25 protein-coding genes and 2 tRNA genes are annotated in these 24,496 nt (G+C 68.9%); 9 read left to right on the forward strand and 18 right to left on the reverse strand.

Annotated features, from left to right (window positions below):
- The first annotated feature begins 1 nt into the window (after position 1).
- Together OVA28_RS09560 and OVA28_RS09565 are read left to right on the forward strand one after the other, a co-directional pair.
- The gene (locus OVA28_RS09560; protein ID WP_268096757.1) at positions 2-982 is read left to right on the forward strand and encodes an endo-beta-N-acetylglucosaminidase H; all 981 of its coding nucleotides are present in this window, start codon (positions 2-4) and stop codon (positions 980-982) included.
- A 92-nt stretch (positions 983-1,074) separates the two neighbouring features.
- Positions 1,075-2,004 carry a hypothetical protein gene (locus OVA28_RS09565; protein WP_268096759.1) on the forward strand — a complete coding sequence of 310 codons (930 nt, stop codon included), beginning with the start codon at positions 1,075-1,077 and terminating at the stop codon, positions 2,002-2,004.
- A gap of 9 nt (positions 2,005-2,013) precedes the next feature.
- Here OVA28_RS09565 and OVA28_RS09570 read toward each other — a convergent pair whose 3' ends face one another.
- On the reverse strand, positions 2,014-3,924 hold the full coding sequence (locus OVA28_RS09570; protein WP_268096760.1) for a glycoside hydrolase family 2 protein: 1,911 nt from the start codon (positions 3,922-3,924) through the stop codon (positions 2,014-2,016).
- A gap of 23 nt (positions 3,925-3,947) precedes the next feature.
- Between OVA28_RS09570 and OVA28_RS09575 the strand changes: the two genes are divergently transcribed.
- Complete coding sequence (locus tag OVA28_RS09575) at positions 3,948-5,000, forward strand: LacI family DNA-binding transcriptional regulator (RefSeq protein WP_268096761.1); 1,053 nt, start codon at positions 3,948-3,950, stop codon at positions 4,998-5,000.
- Positions 5,001-5,161: 161 nt separating this feature from the next.
- Here OVA28_RS09575 and OVA28_RS09580 read toward each other — a convergent pair whose 3' ends face one another.
- From OVA28_RS09580 to OVA28_RS09605, 6 genes are all read right to left on the reverse strand, one after another.
- Positions 5,162-7,564 (reverse strand): glycoside hydrolase family 31 protein, encoded by a 2,403-nt coding sequence (locus OVA28_RS09580; protein ID WP_268096762.1) that lies wholly within the window; start codon positions 7,562-7,564, stop codon positions 5,162-5,164.
- Entirely contained in the window at positions 7,564-8,472 is a 909-nt protein-coding gene (locus OVA28_RS09585) for a carbohydrate ABC transporter permease (protein ID WP_268096763.1), read from the reverse strand. The genes OVA28_RS09580 and OVA28_RS09585 overlap by 1 nt, the downstream gene beginning before the upstream one ends.
- The gene (locus OVA28_RS09590) at positions 8,469-9,425 is read right to left on the reverse strand and encodes a carbohydrate ABC transporter permease (RefSeq protein WP_326493750.1); all 957 of its coding nucleotides are present in this window, start codon (positions 9,423-9,425) and stop codon (positions 8,469-8,471) included. Before OVA28_RS09590 ends, OVA28_RS09585 begins: the two co-directional genes overlap by 4 nt.
- 32 nt (positions 9,426-9,457) lie before the next feature.
- On the reverse strand, positions 9,458-10,768 hold the full coding sequence (locus tag OVA28_RS09595) for an ABC transporter substrate-binding protein (RefSeq protein ID WP_268096764.1): 1,311 nt from the start codon (positions 10,766-10,768) through the stop codon (positions 9,458-9,460).
- A 448-nt stretch (positions 10,769-11,216) separates the two neighbouring features.
- The gene (locus OVA28_RS09600; protein ID WP_194660710.1) at positions 11,217-11,624 is read right to left on the reverse strand and encodes a DUF3566 domain-containing protein; all 408 of its coding nucleotides are present in this window, start codon (positions 11,622-11,624) and stop codon (positions 11,217-11,219) included.
- Between the two features lie 212 nt (positions 11,625-11,836).
- Positions 11,837-12,661 carry an alpha/beta fold hydrolase gene (locus OVA28_RS09605; RefSeq protein ID WP_194660711.1) on the reverse strand — a complete coding sequence of 275 codons (825 nt, stop codon included), beginning with the start codon at positions 12,659-12,661 and terminating at the stop codon, positions 11,837-11,839.
- Between the two features lie 208 nt (positions 12,662-12,869).
- Between OVA28_RS09605 and OVA28_RS09610 the strand changes: the two genes are divergently transcribed.
- Positions 12,870-14,093 carry an endo-1,4-beta-xylanase gene (locus OVA28_RS09610; protein WP_268096765.1) on the forward strand — a complete coding sequence of 408 codons (1,224 nt, stop codon included), beginning with the start codon at positions 12,870-12,872 and terminating at the stop codon, positions 14,091-14,093.
- A gap of 154 nt (positions 14,094-14,247) precedes the next feature.
- Here OVA28_RS09610 and OVA28_RS09615 read toward each other — a convergent pair whose 3' ends face one another.
- The 10 genes from OVA28_RS09615 to OVA28_RS09660 form a co-directional block, all read right to left on the reverse strand.
- Positions 14,248-14,709: a hypothetical protein gene (locus tag OVA28_RS09615; protein ID WP_268096766.1), complete on the reverse strand. Its 462-nt coding sequence runs from the start codon at positions 14,707-14,709 to the stop codon at positions 14,248-14,250.
- A gap of 22 nt (positions 14,710-14,731) precedes the next feature.
- Positions 14,732-14,854: a hypothetical protein gene (locus OVA28_RS09620; RefSeq protein WP_268096767.1), complete on the reverse strand. Its 123-nt coding sequence runs from the start codon at positions 14,852-14,854 to the stop codon at positions 14,732-14,734.
- Positions 14,855-14,868: 14 nt separating this feature from the next.
- Positions 14,869-15,060, reverse strand: a complete 192-nt coding sequence (locus OVA28_RS09625) for a hypothetical protein (protein ID WP_268096768.1) — start codon at positions 15,058-15,060, stop codon at positions 14,869-14,871.
- A 307-nt stretch (positions 15,061-15,367) separates the two neighbouring features.
- Positions 15,368-15,559, reverse strand: coding sequence for a hypothetical protein (locus OVA28_RS09630; protein ID WP_268096769.1), 192 nt, complete (start codon positions 15,557-15,559; stop codon positions 15,368-15,370).
- Positions 15,560-15,866: 307 nt separating this feature from the next.
- Positions 15,867-16,022, reverse strand: coding sequence for a hypothetical protein (locus OVA28_RS09635; RefSeq protein WP_268096770.1), 156 nt, complete (start codon positions 16,020-16,022; stop codon positions 15,867-15,869).
- On the reverse strand, positions 16,019-16,156 hold the full coding sequence (locus OVA28_RS09640; protein ID WP_268096771.1) for a hypothetical protein: 138 nt from the start codon (positions 16,154-16,156) through the stop codon (positions 16,019-16,021). The genes OVA28_RS09635 and OVA28_RS09640 overlap by 4 nt, the downstream gene beginning before the upstream one ends.
- Positions 16,157-16,324: 168 nt before the next feature.
- Entirely contained in the window at positions 16,325-16,459 is a 135-nt protein-coding gene (locus OVA28_RS09645; protein WP_268096772.1) for a hypothetical protein, read from the reverse strand.
- Positions 16,460-16,525: 66 nt separating this feature from the next.
- On the reverse strand, positions 16,526-17,635 hold the full coding sequence (locus tag OVA28_RS09650) for a hypothetical protein (RefSeq protein ID WP_268096773.1): 1,110 nt from the start codon (positions 17,633-17,635) through the stop codon (positions 16,526-16,528).
- A gap of 641 nt (positions 17,636-18,276) precedes the next feature.
- Complete coding sequence (locus OVA28_RS09655) at positions 18,277-19,338, reverse strand: tyrosine-type recombinase/integrase (RefSeq protein WP_268096774.1); 1,062 nt, start codon at positions 19,336-19,338, stop codon at positions 18,277-18,279.
- A 138-nt stretch (positions 19,339-19,476) separates the two neighbouring features.
- A tRNA-Gly gene (locus OVA28_RS09660) sits at positions 19,477-19,550 on the reverse strand.
- A gap of 49 nt (positions 19,551-19,599) precedes the next feature.
- On the opposite strand from OVA28_RS09660, the gene OVA28_RS09665 reads away from it, so the two are divergent.
- The 5 genes from OVA28_RS09665 to OVA28_RS09685 all read left to right on the forward strand — a co-directional run bounded on the left by OVA28_RS09665 (position 19,600) and on the right by OVA28_RS09685 (position 22,917).
- Complete coding sequence (locus OVA28_RS09665) at positions 19,600-19,956, forward strand: hypothetical protein (RefSeq protein ID WP_268096775.1); 357 nt, start codon at positions 19,600-19,602, stop codon at positions 19,954-19,956.
- A 57-nt stretch (positions 19,957-20,013) separates the two neighbouring features.
- Positions 20,014-20,090 (forward strand) — tRNA-Pro (locus OVA28_RS09670).
- Positions 20,091-20,125: 35 nt separating this feature from the next.
- Positions 20,126-21,433: a trigger factor gene (tig, locus tag OVA28_RS09675; RefSeq protein ID WP_268096776.1), complete on the forward strand. Its 1,308-nt coding sequence runs from the start codon at positions 20,126-20,128 to the stop codon at positions 21,431-21,433.
- Between the two features lie 168 nt (positions 21,434-21,601).
- Positions 21,602-22,231, forward strand: coding sequence for an ATP-dependent Clp protease proteolytic subunit (locus tag OVA28_RS09680; RefSeq protein WP_071274271.1), 630 nt, complete (start codon positions 21,602-21,604; stop codon positions 22,229-22,231).
- 26 nt (positions 22,232-22,257) lie between these two features.
- On the forward strand, positions 22,258-22,917 hold the full coding sequence (locus OVA28_RS09685) for an ATP-dependent Clp protease proteolytic subunit (protein ID WP_268096777.1): 660 nt from the start codon (positions 22,258-22,260) through the stop codon (positions 22,915-22,917).
- 938 nt (positions 22,918-23,855) lie between these two features.
- Here OVA28_RS09685 and OVA28_RS09690 read toward each other — a convergent pair.
- The gene (locus OVA28_RS09690; protein WP_268096778.1) at positions 23,856-24,473 is read right to left on the reverse strand and encodes a copper resistance CopC family protein; all 618 of its coding nucleotides are present in this window, start codon (positions 24,471-24,473) and stop codon (positions 23,856-23,858) included.
- Positions 24,474-24,496: the final 23 nt, after the last annotated feature.

Below are 24,496 nucleotides of genomic sequence, written 5' to 3' on the forward strand. Positions count from 1 at the left end.
CATGAAGAAGTCCATGAAGATCGGGATCGTCGCGGCACTCGTGGCGATGGTGGCGGTGCCGATGGTGCCGGCCGCCGCGTCGGCCGCCCCCGCGGCGACGCAGGGCCACGGGCAGGGCCACGGACACGGCGCTGGGCACGGCCACGGCGCTGGGCACGGCCACGGGCGGCCGGGGCACGCCGCTCCGACGAAGTCGGGGCCGACGAGCATCGCGTACGTCGAGGTCAACAACGACGAGCTGGCGAACGTCGGCCGGTACACGTTGGCGAACGGCGCGAACGCGTTCGACGTGGCGATCATCTTCGCCGCGAACATCAACTACGAGGACGGCAAGGCCGTGCTCGTGGAGAACGAGAACGTGCAGCGCACGCTGGACCAGGCGGCGACGCAGATCCGGCCGCTGCAGGCCAAGGGCATCAAGGTGTCGCTCTCGGTGCTCGGGAACCACCAGGGTGCCGGGCTCGCCAACTTCACCTCGAAGGCCGCGGCGCGGGACTTCGCGGCGCAGGTCGCGGCGACGGTGGAGCAGTACGGGCTCGACGGGGTCGACCTCGACGACGAGTACTCGGACTACGGCGTCAACGGCACCCCGCAGCCGAACGAGCAGTCGATCGGCTGGCTCGTCTCGGCCCTGCGGGCGGACATGCCCGGCAAGCTGATCTCGTTCTACGACATCGGCCCGTCGTCCGACGCCCTGAAGACCGCGAACCCGTCGATCGGCAAGAAGCTCGACTACGCCTGGAACCCCTACTACGGCACCTACACAGCGCCGACGATCCCGGGCCTGCCGAAGTCGAAGATCTCCGCGGCGGCGGTCGACATCCAGAACACCCCGCAGGCGACGGCCGTGACGCTCGCGCAGCGCACGAAGGCCGACGGCTACGGCGTGTTCATGACGTACAACCTGCCGGGTGGGGACGAGAGCGCGTACGTGTCCTCGTTCACGAACGTGCTCTACGGCCAGGCGGCGGTCTACAAGTAGGACTTCCTCCCGCGCGGTGACGGATCCGGTTCGCTCCCGTCGGGGATCGCGGACCGGATCCGTCATGCTGCGGGCTGCAATACGGTGTCGGGATGGACACGGACCGCAGGCAGGACGACGGGGCGACGGACGCCGTCACATGGGCGCACGAGGTGCTCGCCGAGCAGGGGACCGCGGTGCTCGGGGTCGACGAGGTGCACCGCCGAGCGTGGAGCACGGTCTGGCGGGTGCGCACGGACGCAGCCGCAGCCGCAGCCGTAGCCGCCGACGCCGTCGCCGGTGGTGCTGCGTCGGGTGACCTGTTCCTGAAGACCGCGCCCGTCGGGGTCTCGCCGGAGCCCGCGCTGCTGGAGGTCCTGGCCCTGCACGGGGTCCCGCACGTGCAGCGCCCCGTCGCCGTCGAGGGCGCCCACGTGCTGCTGCCCGACGGCGGACCGGTCGTCCGGACGGCACCCGACCGCGACGCCCGCTGGCTCGCGGTCATGCGGCACTACGCCGAGGTGCAGTGGGCGACCGAACCCGCGGCTGCCGAGGACCTGGTGCGCGCCGGCGTGCCCGACCTCCGGCTGCCCGTGCTGCCCGACGCTGCCGCCGAGGTCGTGACGCGCTGGGTGCCCGAGCGGCCCGAGTTCGTGTCCGTGCTGCGCGACCTGGCGGCCGAGCTCGACGAGCTGCTGCCGATGGCGACCCTCGACCACGGCGACCTGCACGACGGCAACGCCTTCGCCGCCGGCGCGGTGCCGTTCGACTGGGGCGACGCCTGCGTGTCGCACCCGTTCCTCAGCCTGCTCGTCGCCGGGCAGCAGGAGGTGCCGGGCGCGATGGCGGCCTACCTCGACACGTTCTTCGACGAGTCCGGCGCTGCCGAGGACCCGGACGTGCAGCACATCGTCGGCCTCGCGACCCGGCTGGCCGTCGTGCCGCGGGCGCTGAGCTGGCAGCGGGCGATCGACGCCGCCGGCGAGGCGATGCCGCCCGAGTACCAGGCAGCCCCCCGCGACTGGCTCCTCACCCTCGCGTGAGCCGCCCGGCTAGCGCCCCGTGACCGCGCGCCGGATCTGCTCGATCGGGACCTTCGGGGTGCGGTCGGCGTTCAGCAGGCCGTTGGTCTCCTGCATGGTGTCGGTCAGCTGCGTCCAGCAGGACCCGGCGAGGAACGAGCTCGCACGCACGGCGTCGTACAGCGCGGTGATCCGGGCAACCCAGTCGTCGCCGTCGGTGGCCGAGGTGTAGCCCCACCCGTCCTCGCGCTTCGACCCGGGCTGGTAGTCGACGCCCCCGAACTCGGTCAACATCACCGGTTGACCCACGTCGGACGCCCCGCCGACGAACTGGAAGTGCCCGGACGGCGCGATGCCCGAGACCGCGGCCGTCCGTGCGGCGTCGTCGGCGTAGGTGGCGGCGAGGCGGGTGCCGTCGCCCTCGTAGTCGTGGATCGTGACGATGTCGGTGTGCTGCTGTTCCCACCCGTCGTTCGTGATCACCGGGCGGGACGGGTCGAGCGCCCGCGTCAGGTCGGTGAGGGCCCTGGCGTAGGCCTGCTGCGCGGGGTCGTCGACGACGTGCTGGATGCCCCACGACTCGTTGAACGGCACCCAGGTGGCGATCGACGGGTGCGAGGCGTCCCGCTCGACGACCGCGATCCACTCGGCCGTCAGCCGCTGGACGGCGACGGGGGAGAACTCGTAGGCGCCGGGGGCCTCGGCCCAGACGAGCAGCCCGAGTCGGTCGGCCCAGTACAGGAAGCGCGGGTCCTCCATCTTCTGGTGCACCCGGGCGGCCGTGAAGCCGAGGTCCTTGATGAGCTCGACCTCGCGGCGGTGGGCGAGCGGCTCCGGTGCGGCCAGGTGGGACTCGGGCCAGAACGCCTGGTCGAGCACGCTCCGGACGTCGTACGGGTGGTGGTTCAGCAGGAACCGGCCGCCGCCGACCCCGACGGTGCGGACGCCGAGGTAGCTCGTGACCGTGTCGAGCGCGCGGCCGTCGGCATCGAGGAGCTCCAGGGTGGCGTCGACGAGCCGGGGTCGCTCGGGGGACCAGGTCAGCTCGTCCTCCGCCTGGCCGTTGCGCTGTCGGCCGATCGGCACCGTCACGTCGAGCGTCGGGTGGTGCGAGGCCGCGTCGAACTCGGTCGTGCCGAGGTCCTCGTCGCGCTCGTCGAACCGCAGTGCGACGCGCAGCCGGGCCCCGACGGGCGGACGCCCGCGGAACCGGACGCTCAGGTCGACCGCGGTCGGCCCGGCCGGGGTCCAGCGGAGCGTGGCGACGGACGCGGTGGGCACGGCCTCGAGCCACACGGTCTGCCAGATGCCGGTGGTCCGGCGGTACCAGATCGCGTGGGCGTCCTGGTGCCAGTCCTGCTTGCCGCGCGGCTGGGTGAGGTCGTGCGGGTCGTCCTCGGCACGGACGACGAGCCGGTGCTCGGTGACCAGCGCGCCCGCACCCGCACCCGTGCCGGCGCCGGCGCCGGCGCCGGCACCGTTGCCCCGCAGCACGTCGGTGACGTCGAACGTGAAGGGCGTGTGGCCGCCCTCGTGCTCGCCGACGAACTGGCCGTCGACCCACACCCGGGCTCGGTGGTCGACGGCGCCGAAGTGCAGCAGCAGCCGCGGGCGGTCCGTCCCGTGGCCGGCGGCGACGAGGTCCTCGGTCCGGATGGTCCTGGCGTACCAGACGACGGGGTGGAACCCGGTGTCGCCGATGCCCGACGCGGGGGACTCCGGCGGGAACGGCACGACGATGTCCCGCGCGTCGGGGAAGCCCCGCGCCCAGCCGGCGTCCGTGCCCGCGTCCTCGTCGTCGTGGCGGAAGTCCCACGTCCCGGTGAGGTCGGCCCAGGCGCCCCGCAGCAGTTGCGGCCGCGGGTGGGTGCCGTCCTGACGACTGGCGAGCGGGTGAGCGGCAGGGGCGGCGACGGCGACGTCGTCGATGACGGAACTCATGCCCGTAATTTACAGCGCTGTAAATGACCCGTCAACGGTACGGTGACCCGATGGGCAAGGTCACGCTGCAGGACGTCGCCGACCACGCGGGCGTGTCGATGAAGACCGTGTCCAACGTGGTGCGGGGCTACCGGCACGTCAGCACGCCGATGCGCGACCGGGTACAGGCCGCGGTCGACGAGCTCGGGTACCGGCCGAACGTCTCCGGCCGCAGCCTGGCGACCGGACGCTCGAACATGCTCGCGTTCGCGTTCCCCGACCTCCGCCGGCCGTACTTCGCCGAGCTCGCGCACGTGTTCTCCCGCGTCGCGGTGCAGCACGGATACCAGCTGCTGCTCGAGGAGACCGGCGGTGCGGCGGACGGCGAGCGCTCGGCCGTCCGCGGGCGTGAGGCCGGCGTGGTCGACGGCGTCGTCATCCACCCGCAGATCATGACGCCGGCGGAGATCGACGCGATCCGCGGGGACACCGCCGTCGTGTTCCTCGGCGAGGACGTCCCGCCCGAACACGCCGACCAGGTCGCGATCGACAACGTCCGCGCAGCCGCCGAGGCCGTCGACCACCTCGTGGCTCTCGGTCGCCGCCGGATCGGGTTCCTCGGGCACGAGGTCGGTCCGGCCTCGCGCACCTCGGCGTTCCGGCTCGAGGGGTACCACCTCGGCCTCGAGCGTGCAGGCGTGCCCGTCGACGACCACCTGCTCGTCGCACGTCAGGTCGGCGACGCCCGCGGCGCCGAGGAGTCCTTCGGCCGGGCGCTCGACGACGGCCTGGTCATCGACGGCCTGGTCTGCCGCGACGACCTCGCCGCCGTCGGCGCCCTCCGCGCCATGCGGCTGCGCGGCCTCGAGGCCCCGCGCGACGTCGCCGTCGTCGGCTGGGACGCCATCGGGCTCGCCGCCAGCCTGGTCCCGAGCCTGACCTCGGTCGCACCGGACACCGTCGCGCTCGCCGAGACGGCCCTGACGCTGCTCTTCGAGCGGATGGACGGCCACGACGGCCCCGGACGGACCGTGTCGGTCGGGCACCGTCTGCTCGTCGGCGAGAGCGCACCGTACCCGGACGGTTCCGTGGACTGACCGCCCGCCTGCCGGGCCCGCCACGGCACGTGGTCGGGCACCGACACGGCCAGGAGGCTCGGCACCGGCCCGCCCCGCCGCTCCCTGTCGGCAGCACCGGCGGTCCGCAGCATGTGCGGTCCGCAGCGTGCGGGGCGGGCCCGCGCCGAGCCTCCCGTCCGTCAGGTCGTGGGGTGGACGCTCCCCAGCAACTCGACCAGGGCGGCGCGGAGCGGGTCGGGCAGGCCGACGGTCTCGAGCTCCGCGATCCGGTCCGCGCGCGGGGTGTCGCGGGCCAGCAGGGTCCACGCCTCGAGCTTCTCCGGGTTGCCGACCTGTGCGCGTTCCAGCACCTGGCGGACGGCGTCGCGGGCGTCGAGCCCGACCGTGGGCGTGCCGGCGAGCGTGACGGACGCCCCCGTGGCGGTGTCGGCCGTGACGTCGACCGAGAACCGGTCGTGCCCCTGAGCGTCCACGTGCTGTCCGGGTGCCGGTGCCGCCAGGAACGTCACGCGCCAGTGCCGCGCCGTCGGGACTGCCGTGCGGTCGCCCTCGGCGGCGTTGATGCGGAACGTCGCCGTGTCCGCGTCCCAGGACAGCCTCGTGGTGCAGGTCGAGGCGGGGTCGCCCTCCCGGTCCTTGACCAGGGTGAACGAGCCCGAGGTGCCGGGGGCGACGAGCACCTCGAACGAGGTCGGGTTGACGGTGGCGTCGACCTCGTCCGCGGCGGCCAGGGGCAGCACACCACCGGCGCGGAGCAGCACCGGGACGCCGTCGAGCCCGCGGTGCAGGTCCACCCAGCGGTCGCCGGCGTACGTCGTGCCGGTGAAGACGTCCGTCCAGCTGCCCGGCGGCAGCCAGGCCCGGGCGCGTCCGAGCAGTGTCGACGGGTCGCGCGGCTCGACGATCGGCGCGACGACGAGCTCGCTGCCGAAGGCGTACACGTTCGGCGCGCGGTACGCCTCGTCGCGGTGCGGCTCGAGGTGGTAGAGCGGCCGGACGAGCGGGGTGCCAGCAGCGGCGCGGTGGTTCATCGTGTGCAGGTACGGCACCAGGCGGTGGCGGAAGCGCAGGGCGTCGCCCATCGCCGCGCGTGCCTCGGCCGGGAACGCCCACGGCTCCTTGCGGATGAACGGGTTGTTCGCGGAGTGCAGCCGCATGATCGGCGAGAACACCCCGAACTGCACCCAGCGGGTCGCGAGCTCGTCGTCGCGGACACCGCGGGTGTGCCCGCCGACGTCGTGGCTCCACCAGCCGTAGCCGATGTTCGCGGCCGTCGCGGTGAACTCCGGCTGGAACGCCAGCGACGCCCACGACACCACGGCGTCGCCCGAGAACCCGACGGCGTAGCGGTGGCTGCCCGGCCCGGCGTAGCGCGAGAACGTCATGCCCGCGCTGCCGGTGCGCGCGGAGTCGAGGTGGTGGAAGTGGTTCAGCATCCACAGCGGGTCGACGCCGGGCAGGCTCGTCGTGCGGCCCTGCTGCCAGTCGATCCACCAGAAGTCGACGCCCTGCTCCTCGAGCGGACGGTGCAGCACGGCGAAGTACGCGCGGAGGAACGTCGGGTCGGTCGGGTCGAACGGGATCGGGGTCTCCGTCGCCGGGTCGATGCCCATCGCCTCGGCCATCGCGGGGTAGGCGTCCTCGAACGCCCGGACGCCGTCGGCGGGGTGCAGGTTCAGCGTCGTGCGCATCCCGCGGCGGTGCAGCTCGCCGAGGAACGCTGCGGGGTCGGGGATCAGCTCGGGCTCCCACGAGTACCCGGTCCAGCCGTTGCCGAAGCGTTCCGGCACGGAGTCCACGCGGTGCCAGTCCATGTCGATCACGGCGACGGAGAACGGCAGGGACTCCTCGGTGAACCGGTCCATCAGCGCCAGGTACTCGGTGTCCGAGTACGGGTGGTAGCGGCTCCACCAGTTGCCGAGCGCCCAGCGGGGGAGCAGCGACGGCGCCCCGGACAGGGCGTAGTACGCCTGGATGGCGGCGGTGTAGTCCCGCCCGTGGGCGAAGACCGTGACGTCACGGCGGCCGGGCACGCGGGTGCCGATCCAGCCGTCGTCCTCGAACAGGAACGACTCGGAGTCGTCGAGCACGGTGATGCCGTCGCGCGCCAGGAGCCCCTGCTCGAAGGGCATCCGACCGTCGACGTCGTCGAGGGTCCTGCCCGTGCCGCCGAGGTCCCGCGCGGGCTGTCCCCAGCGCCAGCGGTTCGCGTCGGGTCCGAACGTCTCGACGACGAAGCCGCCGGGGGAGAACGCCTGGCCGTCGTAGCGGAGCCGGGCCCGTGCCGTGGTGACCTCGACCCCGCTGCCGACGCGGACGACGGTGTGCTCGGGGACGGGCAGGTCGCGGCGGAGGGCGAAGGTCGAGGCGCGGTCCTCGAAGCCGCCGTCCTCGCTCCACTCGACGCGGAACAGGCCGTCGCCGAGGACCGTGACGCGCCAGTGCTCGCCCGTGGTCACCGCCGCCGGCTCCGCGCGCGGGGCGGACCCGGGGAAGGGGCGGATGACGTCGGCGGTCGCCGTCGTCTGGGCGATCGCGTCGGTCTGGCTGGCCGCGTCGGCCTGGGTCGTCTGGTCGGTCATCAGTTCTTCACCGCTCCCTGGGTCACGCCGCTGATCACCCAGCGCTGGGCGAACAGGTAGACGATGATCGTCGGCGCCATCGCCATCAGGTACGAGGCGAAGGCGACGTTGTAGTTCGTGCCGAACTTGCTCTGGAAGATGTTCTGCACCACCGGCAGCGTCTGCAGGGTCGGATCCGCGGTGATGAGCGACGGCAGCATGAAGTCGTTCCAGGACGCCAGGAACGCGAAGATGCCGACCGTGGCGTTCATCGGCGCGAGCAGCGGCAGGATGATCTGCCAGAAGATCTGCCACGTGCTCGCCCCGTCGATGCGGGCGCTCTCCTCGAGCTCGACCGGGATCGACCTGAGGTAGGCCGAGTACAGCAGCACCGAGAACGACAGCTGGAACATGGCGTGCAGGATGCCCACGCCGAACGGGTTGTCGAGCCCGATCTCGGCCGTCAGCTTGATCTGCGGGAGCGCGATCACCGGGAACGGCAGGAACATCGCGGCGAGCAGGTAGACGAACGACCAGCGGAAGAAGCGTCGGTGCCAGTTCCGGACGATCGCGTAGGACGCGAACGAGCTGAGCAGCAGGGTGGCCACGACGGTCAGTGCCGCGACCCCGAGCGAGACCGAGAACGACACCGGGAAGCGGGTGAGCTGCCACGCCTCGGCGAAGCTCGCCGGGTTGAACGGGTTCGGCAGGGACAGCGCGTTGCCGTCGACGGACTGCGCGCTCGTCTTGAACGCCATGGCGACCGTCACGAAGAGCGGGACGAGCACCGTCAAGGAGGCGATGGCCAGGACCGTGGTCAGGATCCAGTTGGTCCCGCCCAGGCGTCCGCGGCGCCGACGCGGTGGGCGGTCGGGTCCGGACGTCGTCGGTGGGCGCTGGGCTGGGGTGCGGGTGTCGAGGGCGGTCATGCGAGTCGCAGGTTCCTTCCGCGGGTCGCCGCGAGCTGCAGCACGGAGATGAGGACGGTGATGATGAAGAAGACGGTCGCGTTGGCCATCTGGTAGGCGTAGTCGCCACCGGTGAAGCCGCTGAAGATCGTCATCGCGACGCTGCTGGTCGCGGTGCCGGGGCCACCGCCGGTCAGGCCGACGATGACGTCGTACGCCCCGAGGTAGCCCTTCACGCCGAGCACCGTGTTGATGACGATGAACCCGCTGATGAGCGGCAGGGTGATCGACCGCAGCTGCTTCCACGCCCCGGCGCCGTCGAGGGCGCTGGCCTCGTACAGGTCCGTCGGGATCGAGGTGAGGCCGGCCGTGTAGACCAGGAGCGCCCCGGGCACGGTCTGCCAGGCGGAGACGATCACGATCGAGACCCAGGCGAGGTTCGGGTCACCGAGGATGCTCTGCTCGAGCGGTGCGAACCCGACCGAGGTCGCCAGGGCCGGCAGCGTGTTCGAGAACAGGTAGTTGAAGACGTAGGCGACGATGATGCCGGACACGACCATCGGGATGACGAACACCGAGCGGAGCCCGGCGGCGAACTTCACGCGCTTGGTGAGGGCGATGGCCAGCGAGAGCGCGATCACCTGCGTGACGATGACCGTCACGACGGCGAACCCGAGCGTGAACCCGTACGAGCCGAGGATCGACGGGTCGGACACCAGGGCGCGGTAGTTCTCCAGGCCCAGGAACTTCCACCGGCCGAAGCCGAGGTAGTCCGTGAAGCTGTAGAAGATGCCGACGCATGCCGGTGCCACGACGAACGCCGTGAAGAGCACGAGCGTGGGGATGATGAACGCGTAGTACATGCGCTCGGTGCGGCGCATGGACCCGACGCGGTGGTGCACGCGCGTGGCCGCGGTGGCGGGGCCGGGCGCGGGCTGGTCCGTGTCGGGGGACAGCGGGGTCTGCATGGTCATGAGGGCTCCTGGGGGTCTCGGTCGCTGCCGGGTCAGACAGTGGCGGACCGGCCGGCGAGGCGTCGCCAGTCCGCGTCGAGCCGCTGCAGCATCGAGGTGAAGTCACCGCTCCGGATCGCCGACTGCAGGTAGTTGCCGAGGGGGATCGAGGTCGGGATGAAGGTGCCGGCGCCCTGGTAGAACGCGGCGTCGTCGACGTAGCGCTGCAGGCCGGCGAGTCGCTCGTCGGACTGCGGCGGGGCGTCCTTGGTCGTCGAGTAGGCCAGGTTGTCGCGGTTGTAGGCGTCGAGCACCTCGGGCTGCATGAGGAACTCGACGAGCTCCTCCGCCCGCTCGACGTTGGCGCTCGCCGTCGGGATCCACAGGCCGAGGTCGATGTTCACGCGCGCCTTGCGATCGGCGGGGTCGTTCGTCACGGGGAGCGCGAACGTCCCGACCTCGAGCTTGTCGTCGATGAGCGCGATCTGCCCGAGCGCCCACGGGCCCTGCAGGTACATGGCCGCCTTGCCCTGCCCGAACGCCAGGTTGCCGTCGGCGTAGGACCGGGTTGCGTGGTCCGGGTTGAAGAACGTGGAGATGCGCTTCGCGCGCTCCATCGGCACCGCGAGGGTCTTCTCGAACGACACCTCGGAGTCGGGGCCGACGTCGGCGCCGATCGTCTTCATCTTCCGGAAGAAGGCGCCGGGCTCGACGAGGCTGCCGACCGAGTAGTCGAAGAGCCCTTGCCAGAGGGTCCACGTGTCGCGGTCGGTGGCGTAGATCGGGGTGATGCCGTCCTTCTGCAGGGCGGTGCACACGTCGACGAACTCGTTCCACGTCGTGGGGACGGGCAGGTCGTGCTCGGCGAAGATCCGCTTGTTGTAGATCACGCCGGCAGCCGCGAGCGAGTACGGCAGCACGCTCGTCTGGCCCTGGTAGGTGGCGTACTGCTGGCCGAGGGTCACGATGCTCGGGCGGATGCGGTCGGCCGACGGCAGGGCGCTGAGGTCCCGCAGCACGCCGCGCTCGACGTACCGGGCGAGCTCGAGGTTGTCGTTGAAGCAGCCCACGTCCGACGGCTGCCCGCGCACGAACTGCGGGGCGATCGCCGTGGTGCTGTCGTGGACGACCCGGACGCCGGTGTTCTCGCGCTCGAAGCGGCGGAGGAGCTTGTCGAAGTAGGCGATCACCTCCTGCTTCTGCTCGTAGAAGCGGATCGTCGTCGCGCCGCCCGAGGCTGCTCCGCCGGGGGCCGCGCACCCGGCGAGTGCCATCGTGCCGAGGGCGATGCCGCCCGCTGCGCTCGTGAGGAACCCGCGTCGACTGAGTGCGGTTCCGATGGTGCCTGTCCTGCTGCCGGCCATTGCTGCTCCCTCTGGCGCTCCGTCGCGCTGGACCATCTTTACAGCGCTGTAAACGCATGTCAACGATGTAATGCGGGAGGGTGTGCACGGTGCGCTCACGGGTCGGGCCGGGTCGGGCCGGGTCGGGCCGGTTGGGGGTGGCGAGCGGTCACGACACCCCGCTCAGGTCCACCGACGGGTCACGGACCGTCGGTCGGGGCGTCGCGGCGCGACGACCTCCGACCCCTCGGCGGCACGCACTCGGGGTGTCGTGACCACTCGGCTGGCCGGCACGGGCCGGACTGGAGGCACGGTGCGGGCCGGCACCGCGCCTCCAGTCCGGCGGGTGCGCGCGTGGTGGGCACACGTGATGGGCACACTCCGTCGAGGGAGCAGGAATCGTCGGGTGCGGTCAGGCGACCCGACGATTCCTGCTCCCTCGATGAGGTTCGACCGTCGCGGCGTCGGGTCAGTCGTTGGCGAAGCCGACGTTCAGACCGCCGGTGACGAGCACGCTGAGGTTGTAGAGGATGCTCACCACGGCGCCGAGCACCGTCCCGACGACCACGTCGAGGATGCCGAGGACGCTCGCGAACCCGAGCACCTGGCCCAGCGAGACCTCGTCTTCGATGGAGTAGGCCTTCTGCTGCAGGACGTCCCGCAGCAGGGTGTCGACCCGGTCGAAGACACCGGTCTGGTCGAGCACCGCCCAGACCACGGCCACGGCGACGACGAGCACGATCGCCCCGGCCAGGCTGACGAGGAACGACAGCTTCACCACGGACCAGAAGTCGAGGTGGACCAGCCGGAGCCGGACCTGGCGGGTGCTGACGGGCTGTTTCGTCTTCTGCTGGAGCTTCTCGGCGACAGTGGTCATGGCTCGACTCGTCATCTCCGGCCTCGGCGGGCGCGGGGTCGGGGAACGGGGTTCCAGTCTGGGAAGGGACCGCGCCCCGTCGCATCGGTCGCGCGACGGACACGCTTCACCGCTGCGGATGACGTGTGGTGCTTTCAGGAGGTGCGGCAGCCGTCGCCGGGCCGCCTGCCGGAGGCGCGGCAGCCGTCGCCGGGCTGCCGCACCTCGGTGGGTCAGGCGCGGAGCCAGGCCAGGATGTCGGCGTTGATCGTGTCGGCCTCGGTCGTCGGCATGCCGTGCGGGAAGCCGGGGTAGGCCTTCAGGGTGCCGTTCTGCACGAGCTCGGCCGAGAGCGGGCCGGCGTCGGCGAAGGGCACGATCTGGTCGTCCTCGCCGTGCATGACGAGGGTGGGCACGCTGATCTTCTTGAGGTCCTCGGTGAAGTCGGTCTGCGAGAACGCGACGATGCCGTCGTAGTGGGCCTTCGCGCCGCCCATCATCCCCTGGCGCCACCAGTTCTCGATGATCGCCTCCGAGGCCTCGACGCCCGGGCGGTTGTAGCCGTAGAACGGACCGGAGGGCAGGGCGCGGTAGAAGTTCGACCGGTTCGCGGCGAGCTGTGCCTGCAGGTCGTCGAAGACGCTCTTGGGCAGGCCGCCGGGGTTGGCGTCGGTCTGCACCATGATCGGCGGCACGGCGCTGATCAGGACCGCTCGGGCGACTCGCTCCTCGCCGTACTGCGCGATGTAGTGGGCGACCTCGCCTCCGCCGGTCGAGTGCCCGATGTGGATGGCGTCGTGCAGGTCGAGGTGTTCCGTCAGCGCCGCGAGGTCGGCGGCGTAGTGGTCCATGTCGTGCCCGTCCGACGTCTGGCTCGAGCGGCCGTGCCCGCGTCGGTCGTGCGCGATGACGCGGTACCCCTGGGCCAGGAAGAACAGCATCTGGGTGTCCCAGTCGTCGGCGGACAGTGGCCAGCCGTGGCTGAACACGACGGGCTGACCCGAGCCCCAGTCCTTGAAGAAGATGTCGGTGCCGTCGGTCGTGGTGATCGTGCCCATGAGAGCTCCTTTGTGTGCGACGCCGCCAGCACTGGCGGCTCCGGGTGGGAGGAGGCCTGGCGACGGTGGCTGCTCGCCGGGTCCGGTCTCAGTGTGGCGAACCTCGGGGCCGTCGACGGGAAAGTTGACACATTGTTCACGAACGGGCAGCCCGGTGCTATGTTGGCGCGCACAACAAAACCCGGACGACGACGTCGGAGGACGCGCGATGACGCACGGAACAGACCACCGCACCGGAACGACGACGCTCACGGTGGTGGACGGGGACGGCGCCCCGGTCCCCGGCGCCGACGTCACCGTCGAGCAGATCCGACATGCCTTCTCGTTCGGCAACATCGGGTTCGACTTCATCGGGCTCGCGAACGGTGAGCCCGGGGTCGGTGACGACCACCTCGCCGACCTCTACGCCGACGTCTTCAACGTGGCGACGCTGCCGTTCTACTGGGGGCGGTTCGAGCCGGAGCGCGGGCACCCGGACACCGACCGGCTGCTGACCACGGCGCAGTGGTTCCGTGACCGCGGCATCGCCCTCAAGGGGCACCCGCTCGTCTGGCACACCGTGCAGCCCGACTGGTTGCTCGGGCTGCCGCTGGACGAGGTCGAGGCGTTGCAGCGCGCACGCATCCGCCGCGAGGTCAGCGAGTTCGCCGGGGTCATCGACACCTGGGACGCGATCAACGAGGTCGTGATCATGCCCGTGTTCGACAACGGTGACAACGCGATCACCCCGCTCGCCCGGGCTCGTGGCCGGATCCCGATGATCCGGATGGCGTTCGAGGAGGCCCGCGCGGCGAACCCGCACGCCACGCTCCTGCTCAACGACTTCGACCTGTCGAGCGCGTACGAGTGCCTCATCGAAGGCGTCCTCGAGGCCGGCGTGCAGCTCGACGCCATCGGGCTGCAGACCCACATGCACCAGGGCTACTGGGGCGTGGACACCATGCTCGCCATGGTCGACCGGTTCGCCCGGTACGGGCTGCCGCTGCACCTGACCGAGACGTCGCTCGTGTCGGGCGACCTCATGCCCGCGCACATCGTCGACCTCAACGACCACCAGGTGCCCTCGTGGCCGTCGACCCCCGAGGGCGAGGCGCGCCAGGCCGACGACGTCGAGCGGCACTACCGGAGCCTGGTGGCGCACCCGTCCGTCGAGGCGATCACGTACTGGGGGATCACCGACGCCGACGCGTGGCTCGGCGCCCCGATCGGGCTGGTCCGGGCTGACGGCACACCGAAGCCCGCGTACGACGCGCTGCGCCGCCTGGTGAAGGAGGAGTGGTGGCTCGCTCCCACCACGATGCGCACGGACGAGCGGGGCCAGGTGCAGGTGCGCGGGTTCCGGGGGGAGTACCGCGTCGACGTGCGTGGTGCGGCGACGGCGTTCACCATCGGCGATGCGGACACTGACGTGAGGGTGATCTGGAGGGGATGACGGGAATCAAACCCGCGTAGCCAGTTTGGAAGACCTTGAAGTCGTCCACACTGTCCCGCATGAGACCGGGCCTGACCGGCTCAAAAGATGTTCTGAGCCTCCGGGCGCTGATGTTGATGCTACTGCAGATTAGGCACGTGCCTAGGCACGAGCCTTACTGGACGTAGCGCTGCTTCTCTCGTCGTCCTCGGACGGGCCTCGCTGACCACGCTCGACGCGCATCACTCCATCGCTGACGCAGCGGTCGGTTGTCCGGTTCCACGATGTCCTGGACGTACAGACGCTGTGTCTTCGACCTGATCCACTCGATCTTGATGTAGCCGTCTAGCAGCTCAGGGTTTGTGTACTCGATTGGGTCGTCCGCGGCAATGAGGTTCGTCCGGGTAAGAGGGTTGTGCGGACCGATGCGCGGGATGTAGGACACCACGACCGACTCCGCGTCTTCACCGGTTCGGTTGTAAAGGCGCTGACCCTCTCGTTCGAACTCGCCTAACGCACGCGCCCAGTGGGGTCGGTAGAGCCAGGTGTTCCGAACGTTGACCGATGCCACGACCGCTGAGACGACAGCGACGGTCACCGTGCCAATCTTGAACCACAGGTCCCAGTTGATGTCCACATCGGGGAGCCTAGGGCAGGCCTCAGGACGGCAGTTCGCGGAACCAGACGACTTCCAACGTGAGGTCGAAGGGCCGGTTGCCGAAGATGATGGACTCCGAAGGGCTGCTCAAAGAACCGGTCTGAACGGACTGCGTGATGGTCACGGGTTACTCCTTGGTCAGCAGTCGCCAGTGTCGAAGCACTGGTTGAGTCGCTCGTCCACTCGCTGCTGCTGGTCTGGAGTGAGGCTGGTCTGGTTGTCGTTGCTGATGCTCGGTGCGTGGTGCGGCACAGTGATGATGAGGCCCACGGCCAGCACGACGACGAGGAGTGCGACTGCCGCGAGGGCGATGGTCTTGCTGTGCTTCACCACTGTGGGAGCCTTCGTGTCTGTCGTGCTGCTGCTACCTGCTTGGCCCTGCCTGCCTTGCCACCGTTGCTCCTGTTCATACGCCTGCATGCCGGACCGAGGTTGCTCGGGTCATCGATCTGCTGACGCGTCCAGCCCATGCGGAGCGCACTGTCGACACCGACGATGTGCCCCAGGTCCCACGTGTCCTCAGGGTGGACAAGGTGGTGGCAGCCTGGCTCGATGCACGGTGCGGGCAGCATGGCCTGCACACGGGGCTTGATGGTGCGGAGGACCTTGGACCAGGACGCGGAGCGGTGGTGGGCGCTCATGGATTCACCCCTGCGACTCGACCGAAGTACACCCCCGCTGCCCTCATGGCCTGGCTGAGGATCGGCGCATCGGGTTCACCCTCGTGGTCGAGGAACTGTGCCACGGTGGCTACGTCATCGTCGTGGTCTCCGCGCTCTAGAGCGCGGTTGTAAGCCTTCATCAGAAAGGTGCGGTCTGTCTCAGTCATGACTGTGGTGCGTCTCCTAGAACTTCTTCTCGGGGTGCCATATGTTCTGCTCCTTCTGTCATTCGGCTAGATGGCCAGCCCGTTCAGGGCGACCCGGAACTTCTCGAAGTCCTGTCGGTCTGCTTCCGGGATGACCCATGCCGTGGCGGGCTGGTCCCGCTGCTCCTCGGTGGCGTTGAGCCAGGCGGTGGTGAACCGGTCCCGCTCCTCTGCCGTCAGCGGCGCGATGGCTGCTCCGATGCCGACGGCAAGAAGCCCAGGGTGCCGGTGACCAGCGCTTCGTATGCCTTGGACACGATTGCCATGGTCAGTCCCGGTCCGGCTCGAACTCGAAGTACTTCGGTGCCAGCCCGTGCTTGGCCAGCGTGGTCAGGATGGCGTCCAGGTGGTCGATGGGCATGTCCGTGTCGACCAGGACGCTGATGCCTGCGTTGATGTTCTCGGTTGGGTGAAGGTCGGTCATGCTGCTCGTCGTCCGTTCTGCGTCGTCTGCTGACGCTCTTGCTCAATGGTGTGCAGGACGGCCCATGCGCGTCGTTCCGCCCGTGCGGCCTTGATCGTCTCTGGAGTCAATGCCTTGATGGTTCGCTTGAACATGTCGTTTCCCTTCGCCCGGAGAGAAGTGGATTACCCGCTTCTACCTCTACTATCGACCTCCGCTGGGCAAATCTCAACGGATTCCAGAGATTCTTTGAAAATGGGAAACGGCCCTCTGGATTAAGTTCCAGAGGGCCGTCCATGTCCGGGCGAACGAACGTGCTTAGTCTATCGGTTCTGCTCTCGCTGCGCAGCCAATCGCTGCTGTAGGGCCATTGCCTGGTACTGCTCCTGAGAGATGTACCCGGGCTTCGCCTGCTCGGCCATCTTCTTCCAGATGAACTTGCGTACGTCGTCGACCATGATGCGCTCCGTCCTGCCTAGAACTTCTTCTAGGTCTGAATGCAATCTACATGCGACGAGCGACGTTCATGCTGCTGCAAGAAGCTCGTCGGCCCATGCCGTCATGACTGCACTGATGTCGACTTCTCCACGGGCACGGCGGTCCAACTCGTCCTGACCTTCTCGGAACAGTCGGTAGAACTCTTCAAGGTGATCCTCCTGGTGCATGTCGGGTTCTACGGACTCGGGCTGCTCAGGTTCAACCGACGTTGGTACTGACTTAGTCTCAGTGTCGTTTGACCCTGCGGTCTCGGACATCGACTTAGTTTCGGTGTCGTTTGACCCTGCGGCCTTCCGCTGCGCCTGCAGACGCTTGACCGTGCTGAGGCTTACTCCAAGCTCCGCGGCAATCTGGGGGTTCGTTATGCCGTCGAACTGGTCGAGAACGGTCCAGGAGAACTTCTGAGGCTTCTGCCGTGCAGGACCAGGAGTCCAGCCCAGCTCGACGAGACGAGCACGGATGGTGTCGGCGTGCACCTTCGGCAGTTCCCTGCCGGTCGGCGTGGTCCACGTCCAAGTAGCCATGCGCTTCGCCGCCTGCGCCAGCGTCAGGCCATCAACTTCGGGAAGTCGGTCACGCACCATGTCCAGGGTGACGTCCTTGCTACGCGGCTTGTGACCCCTGCCCCCACGGGATGCAGCCTGGTAGTGCGCCTCCAAGACGGTCCAGTCCCAGGACGTCATCGCGAAGGCCACAGCGTCCTCCACAGCGCGCTGTACGTCCTGCTGCCAGACGAACGGCGAACGGAAGGACTGCCGCTCAGTAGCGGTAATCCTGGCGGCGTAGCGGGCCGCATAGGCCTGGACCGCACTCAGGAGGTCAGCCTCAGTGACAGTGGTCGTCCACCAGACAGTGCGGACGAACTTCACCTTATGGTTCTCATCCCGCTGCATCGGAACAGACGTGCGCTTCTTGCCGCTCCAGAGGATGCTCTGCGCGATGCTGCACAGGTGGCGATACAACTCAGTCCGCATCGACTGTTCAGTGATGTAGGTCCGACCCTTCGCATCCCGCTTCGCCTTACGCGGAGCCTCAGGCATCTTCGGCAACTGTCCCCACGTAGAGGGGGTGGAGGAGTCAGCCCCAGGATGGGACTCAATAACATAGTTTCGGGGTGATGTGACCCTGTTACTCATGGTGCTTCCTTCAGTCCAGCCAGTCAGATAAGTCGATGATGACTCGACTTGCCTTCGTCCGCTGCGAAAGTGACTCCACTGCTCGGAATGCTCAGCACTCTTTAAGTGTCAAGAAGAAGTTCTTTGCTTCACGAGGGCAAAGAAGTGGCCCCCTGGCTGAAGGACCAGGGGGCCGTGACCGCTTACAACGTCTGACTGAGGAAGCAAGATTCAGCCTACACGACGTTCGCGTTCTGCGCGTAGTTTACGGTTCGCCAACATTGCGTGCCAGGCCTTTGCCATGTCCTCGACGTAACGCGGGTCGGAAAGAAAGGCCTGCTTTGCCTCGGCTTCAAGTGTGTTCCAGCGGCCTGGAGCGGCTACCTCTGGGACCTTCTCGGGCTTCTTGGTCCTACGGTTGGGCTTGGGCAGGGTTTGCGGCAGGGTCTTTGTCTGCTCTGTTCGCTGCTTCCAGCCCCGGCAGGCGTCAGCGCCGCACGACTTCGCGACTCGGAGGTTCGAGACCGAGTTGAAGAATTCGCGGTTGCACTTCGGGCAACGCACCTAGACGCCCTGCCTTCCGGACGGCAGAAATGGTCGGTCCGTGCGCGTCACGGTGAAGATTCCGAATGACTGCCCTACGGCCAAGTCCATGGGCCTGCTCACAGCAGTGCGTCCGTCTGTGCTGCGACCCGGGCGTCCTGCTCCATGCTGACGTGCTGATACCGCATTGCCGCGGTTACGGAGGCATGGCCACCCCGCTCCTGCACCTGCCGAAGCCTGGCACCGGTCTGTGCCACCAACGTCAGCGAGACGTGCCGGAGGTCATGAAGATGGAAGTCCGGCAGGCCAGCAGCGTCCCTGGCCTTGGTCCACTCCGCCCTGACCCAGTTCGAGTTGATGCGGTGCCCACGAGGTCCACGGAACATCGGGTCCCAAGACTGCCCCTCAACGGCCTCCAGGTGAGCCTCCAGCGCACGACGGGCCGGGGTCAGGAGAGTCACCCGCTTGTGCTGGCCCGTCTTCGTAGGAGCCAACTCACGGCGTCCCCCCTTGTCCGTGTACTGCCGGACCACGGAGAGTGCTCCGTCCGAGTAGTCGGAGAGGTTCAACCCGCATACCTCACCCACTCGGAGGTGCGCGCCGAAGACCACCCAGGGCACCGGCCCCAGTTCCAGGGGAGCGTGGGCCAGCACGGCCTTGAAGTCCTCCACGGTGAACGTCGGCCGCGGCTTGGCGACGTCGCGACCCGCGTTCTCGACCACGCACGGTGACGCGTTGATGTGGCCCCAGCGCACCGCGTAGCGAAGGACCATGGACAGCGTGAAGTACGCGTTCCTCCGGTTGACCGGCTTGTCCTTGTGACGGCTCCACCACTGGTCCACCGTCTCCACCGTGATCTCCGCCAGTGCCATGGTCCCGAAGGTGGGCAATAGAGAGGTACGAAGCAGAACCTCGTAGCCACGGACGGTGGAGTCCTTCAGGTCTCCGCGACGGTGCTCCAGAACCTTCCGGGCGTGCTCCGCGAACTTCACCTTGCCCGCGCTGTCGTCCACGAACTCGCCACGGTCCAAGTCCGTCTCTACAGCGCTGAGCGCCTTCCACGCTGCCCGTGCCGTGTCGAACGTTCCGGCGCTGCGCTGCTTGCCGTCGAACATGTGGCGCGCCTGGAACTTGCCCGACGCGAGAGTCCGGACTGTGCCGAACGATGCCTTGCCTGCCATTGGTGCCTCCAGAAGGTTCTACGGAGGACGCGGCCCAAGATTCAGTCGTTCAGGCATGAGTTAGGCACGAACGACTGAGCCGCATCCAGCGCCGGAGGCTGGAGAAGAAGGAAAGTGCTGGTGAGGTACCGGTTTCACTGGAGGGGATGACGGGAATCGAACCCGCGTAGCCAGTTTGGAAGACTGGGGCTCTACCATTGAGCTACATCCCCGCGCCTGCGCACGAGGCGCAGCCCCACCACTGTAGCGGACGAACGGCACGTGAGCGGACGACCAACACCGAAGCGGACGGCTCCCGGCAGCGTGGTCGTGCTCCCGCCGGACGCAGCCTCCCAGCGCACGATCCGGCGCTCCCGAGTCCTCTCCTACGCACTCGTCGTGCTCGCCGCCGTCGTGCTCTCGCTGCGCCCGGACGTCCTCGGCGACCCGCAGGCCCAGCCGTGGCACGCGCTCCTGCACGTGTGGCGGATCGTGCTCGGCCTGGTGTTGGCGCTCGCCGCACTCGGCGTGCAGATCGTCGTCGGCGTGCAGTGGCGCAAGGGACTCAGGGCTGTGGAGGACGACGAGCTTCCCACAGGCCGCGCGGCTCCCGGGGACGGCGGAGCACATCCCCGCTAGACTCATCGGCGTCGCATGCGCCCTACCGGTGTGCGCGAGCACCCTGGCCCAGTCAAACGGGGCGTAGCTCAGCTTGGTAGAGCGCCCGCTTTGGGAGCGGGAGGTCGCAGGTTCAACTCCTGTCGCCCCGACCAGGACACACCACCGCCAACCATCAGGAGAATCCCCCTTGGCCAACAGCACCGTCGACAAGGTGAGCGAGACCCGCGTCAAGCTCACGGTGAACGTGACGCCGGAAGAGCTCAAGCCGAGCCTCGACCACGCCTACAAGCACATCGCCGAGCAGATCAACATCCCCGGCTTCCGCAAGGGCAAGGTCCCGCCGGCGATCGTCGACCAGCGTGTCGGCCGCGGCGAGGTCCTGAACCACGCCGTCGGCGACGCGATCGACACCTTCTACCGCCAGGCGGTCGAAGAGCAGGAGCTGCGCATCCTCGGCCGTGCCGAGGCCGACGTCGCCGAGCTCCCGAACGTCAACGACTTCACCGGTGACCTCGTCCTCACCTTCGAGGTGGACGTCCGTCCGGAGTTCGACCTCCCCGACTACTCCTCCTACGAGCTGACCGTCGACGCGGTCGAGGTCTCCGACGACGAGATCGACGAAGAGCTGCAGAACCTCCGCACGCGCTTCGGCACCCTCGTCACGGTCGACCGTCCGGCCACCACCGGCGACTTCGCCCAGATCGACCTCACCGCCACCATCGGTGACGACGAGGTCGACTCGGCCACCGGCGTCTCCTACGAGCTCGGCTCCGGCGACCTGCTCGAGGGCATCGACGAGGCCCTCGAGTCCCTCACCGCCGGCGAGTCCACCACCTTCGAGTCCAAGCTCGTCGGTGGCGACCGCGAAGGCGAGATCGCCCAGATCGCCGTGACCGTCACCGCCGTCAAGGAGCGCGAGCTCCCCGACGCCGACGACGAGTTCGCCCAGATCGCCAGCCAGTTCGACACGATCGACGAGCTCAAGGCCGACCTGAAGGAGCAGATCGCGAAGTCCAAGACCTTCGGTCAGGGCTCCGCTGCGCGTGACCTGCTCGTCGAGAAGCTGCTCGAGGACGTCAACATCCCGATCTCGGAGAAGCTCATCGAGGACGAGGTCCACCGTCACCTCGAGCAGGAGAACCGTCTCGAGGACGACGAGCACCGCAAGGAGGTCGCCGAGTCCAGCGAGACCGCCTTCCGCTCGCAGATCCTGCTCGACTCCATCGCGGAGAAGGAGCAGATCCAGGTCTCGCAGGAAGAGCTCACGCAGTACCTCATCCAGGCCGCTGCGCAGTACGGCATGGAGCCGGGCGAGTTCATCAAGGTCATCGACCAGAACGGTCAGATCCCCGGCATGGTCGGCGAGGTCGCTCGGTCCAAGGCCGTCGCCACCGTCCTCGCGCAGGTCGCGGTGAAGGACTCCAACGGCGAGCCGGTCGACCTGTCCGCGTTCACCGCGGGCGTCGCCGAGCCGGCCTCGGTCGACGCCGAGTAGTCATCCGCTCGACGCGACCAGCGTCAGCGACAGGAGGCGCGGTGCCAGCTGGCACCGCGCCTCCTGTCCGTTTCGGCTCGACCGCATTGCCGACAGCGAACAGGCGAGAAGTGCTGCGTTGCAACCGATAAGTTCGACATCAAGCGACAACTGAACGGGAGCTTTTCCATGGCCGAAGCAACACTGAACCCCAGTGTTTTTGACCGCCTTCTGAGAGACCGGATCGTGTGGCTCGGCTCCGAGGTCCGCGACGACAACTCGAACGAGATCGCAGCCAAGCTGCTGCTGCTCGCCGCCGAGGACCCTGAGAAGGACATCTACCTCTACATCAACTCGCCCGGTGGTTCGATCACCGCCGGCATGGCGATCTACGACACGATGCAGTTCGTGCCGAACGACATCGTCACGGTGGGCATCGGCCTCGCCGCGTCGATGGGGCAGTTCCTGCTCTCGTCCGGCACGCCCGGCAAGCGCTACATCACCCCGAACGCCCGTGTGCTCCTGCACCAGCCGTCCGGTGGCTTCGGCGGGACCGCCGCGGACATCCAGACGCAGGCGAAGGTCATCCTCGACATGAAGCAGCGCATGGCCGAGCTGACCGCCGAGCAGACCGGCAAGTCGATCGAGCAGGTCCTCAAGGACAACGACCGCGACAACTGGTTCTCGGCGCAGGAAGCCCTGGAGTACGGCTTCGTCGACCACCTCCGCGCATCGTCCGCCGAGGTCATCGGTGGGGGTGGCACGGTCGCCGACGGCGAGACGCCGACCCCGGCCGCCGACCCCGACGCCCAGTCCTGATCACCACCGAAGAAAAGGAAACGAGAATGCATTTCCCCATGCTCGGTGGCGCGCAGAACGTCCCGGCTCCCACTGATCGGTACATCCTGCCGACGTTCGAAGAGCGCACGGCCTACGGCTACAAGCGCCAGGACCCGTACGCGAAGCTCTTCGAGGACCGCATCATCTTCCTCGGCGTGCAGGTCGACGACGCGTCCGCCGACGACGTCATGGCCCAGCTGCTCGTGCTCGAGTCGCAGGACCCGGACCGCGACATCGTGATGTACATCAACTCGCCCGGTGGCTCGTTCACCGCGATGACGGCGATCTACGACACGATGCAGTACATCCGGCCGCAGATCCAGACGGTCTGCCTCGGACAGGCTGCCTCGGCCGCGTCGGTGCTCCTCGCCGGCGGCACCGCTGGCAAGCGCCTCGCACTGCCGAACGCCCGTGTGCTCATCCACCAGCCTGCCGTCCAGCAGGGTGGCGGCCAGGCCTCCGACATCGAGATCCAGGCCGCGGAGATCCTCCGCATGCGCACCTGGCTCGAGGAGACGCTGTCGAAGCACTCGAACAAGACGCCGGAAGAGATCAACCACGACATCGAGCGCGACAAGATCATGTCCGCGCAGGAAGCCGTGGAGTACGGCCTGATCGACCAGGTCCTGACCAGCCGGAAGAACCTCCCCGCGCTCGTCAAGTAGTCCTGATGACGACGGCCCCGCACCCATCGGTGCGGGGCCGTCGTCATGTCCGGCGCCGGCCTGGAGGCTCGGATCGCCTCCGCCGGGCTGGGTCCGCCCGCCGAGTGGTCAGGAAGTGTCGGTCGGCGGGCTCCGCAGCGACGGTCTCCGACCGGTCGGCGGAGGTGAGCGGGGTGTTGCGACCGGTCGAGGCGGCCGTCAGCGCTGAGATCGCAGTTGCTGTCGGGTCGTGGCAGGGGGAGCCGACACGAAGTGCGATCTCAGCGGCGTCAGTCGGCCCCGGCACCGGCCGGGAGGCTCGGGTTGCCTCCGCCGCGCTGGTGCCGCCCGCCGAGTGGGCGCGACACCCCGTCGGGTCGACGCCGACCGGTCAGGAAGCGTCGGTCGGCGGGCTCCGCAGCGACGGTTTCCGACCGCTCGGCGGACGTGAGCGGGGTGTTGCGACCGGTTGAGGGGGCCGTCGGGCGCTGAGATCGCAGTTGATGTCGGGTCGCGGCAGGGGGAGCCGACACGTACTGCGATGTCAGCGGCGTCAGTCGGCCCCGGCACCGGCCGGGAGGCTCGGGTTGCCTCCGCCGCGCTGCTTCCGCCCGCCGAGTGGTCGCGACACCCCGTCGGGTCGACGCCGACCGGTCAGGAAGCGTCGGTCGGCAGGCTCCGCAGCGAGCCTCCGCCGCGCTGCTTCCGCCCGCCGAGTGGTCGCGACACCCCGTCGGGTCGACGCCGACCGGTCAGGAAGTGTCGGTCGGCAGGCTCCGCAGCGACGGTCTCCGACCGGTCGCTGGACGTGAGCGGGGTGTTGCGACCAGTCGAGGCGGTTGCGCGGGCGCGAGCGCGGGCGCGGGCGCGGGCGCGGGCACTGAGATCGCAGTTCGTGTCGGGTCGCGGCAGGGGGAGCCGACACGTACTGCGATCTCAGCGGCGTCAGTCGGCGGGCGTCAGGCGCCCGGGGTGTCGGACGGGTCGTCGTCGGGGGACGGGGACGGGCGGCGACGGAGGAGCAGCAGCACCGCGACGATCGCCGCGACGACGACGAGGCCTCCGGCGCCGATCCAGAGGGCGTCGGTCGCGGGGGAGTCAGAGGCGCCGGACGCCGTGCCCGTGGTGGTCTCCGACGACGACGATCCCGCCCGTGCGCAGGTCGGCGGCGTGCTCGAGCCGGTCGCAGGGCTGAAGCCGGCGGGCGCGTCCCACGTGAAGGGGTACTCGTCCGACACCGTGTGACCGTCGGCGGACACGATCTGCCACTCCACCTGGTACTTGCCCGAGGCGCCGAGTGCTGCGGTCGTGGTCATCGAGGGGCCGTCGATGTCGACGCAGCCGTCCTCGTAGTACTTCTCGTCAGGACCGACGATGCGGTACGCGAACCCTGACCCGGAGCCGCCGATGTCGAGCAGCTTGTCGTTCGTCGTGATCTCGAACGCCTTCGGCAGCGCGGTCAGGGTGCCGTCCACCTTCGGCGTCGAGGCGATGAGGTAGTTGTGCGCGTCGGCCGGTCCCGCGACGCCGAGGACGGCACCGCCTGCGATCGCGAGGACCGCGGCGGACGTGGCCACGAGCCTCCTGGCCGTGGTGGGCC

Source organism: Curtobacterium sp. SL109 (genome assembly GCF_026672405.1).
Classification (GTDB): Bacteria; Actinomycetota; Actinomycetes; order Actinomycetales; family Microbacteriaceae; genus Curtobacterium.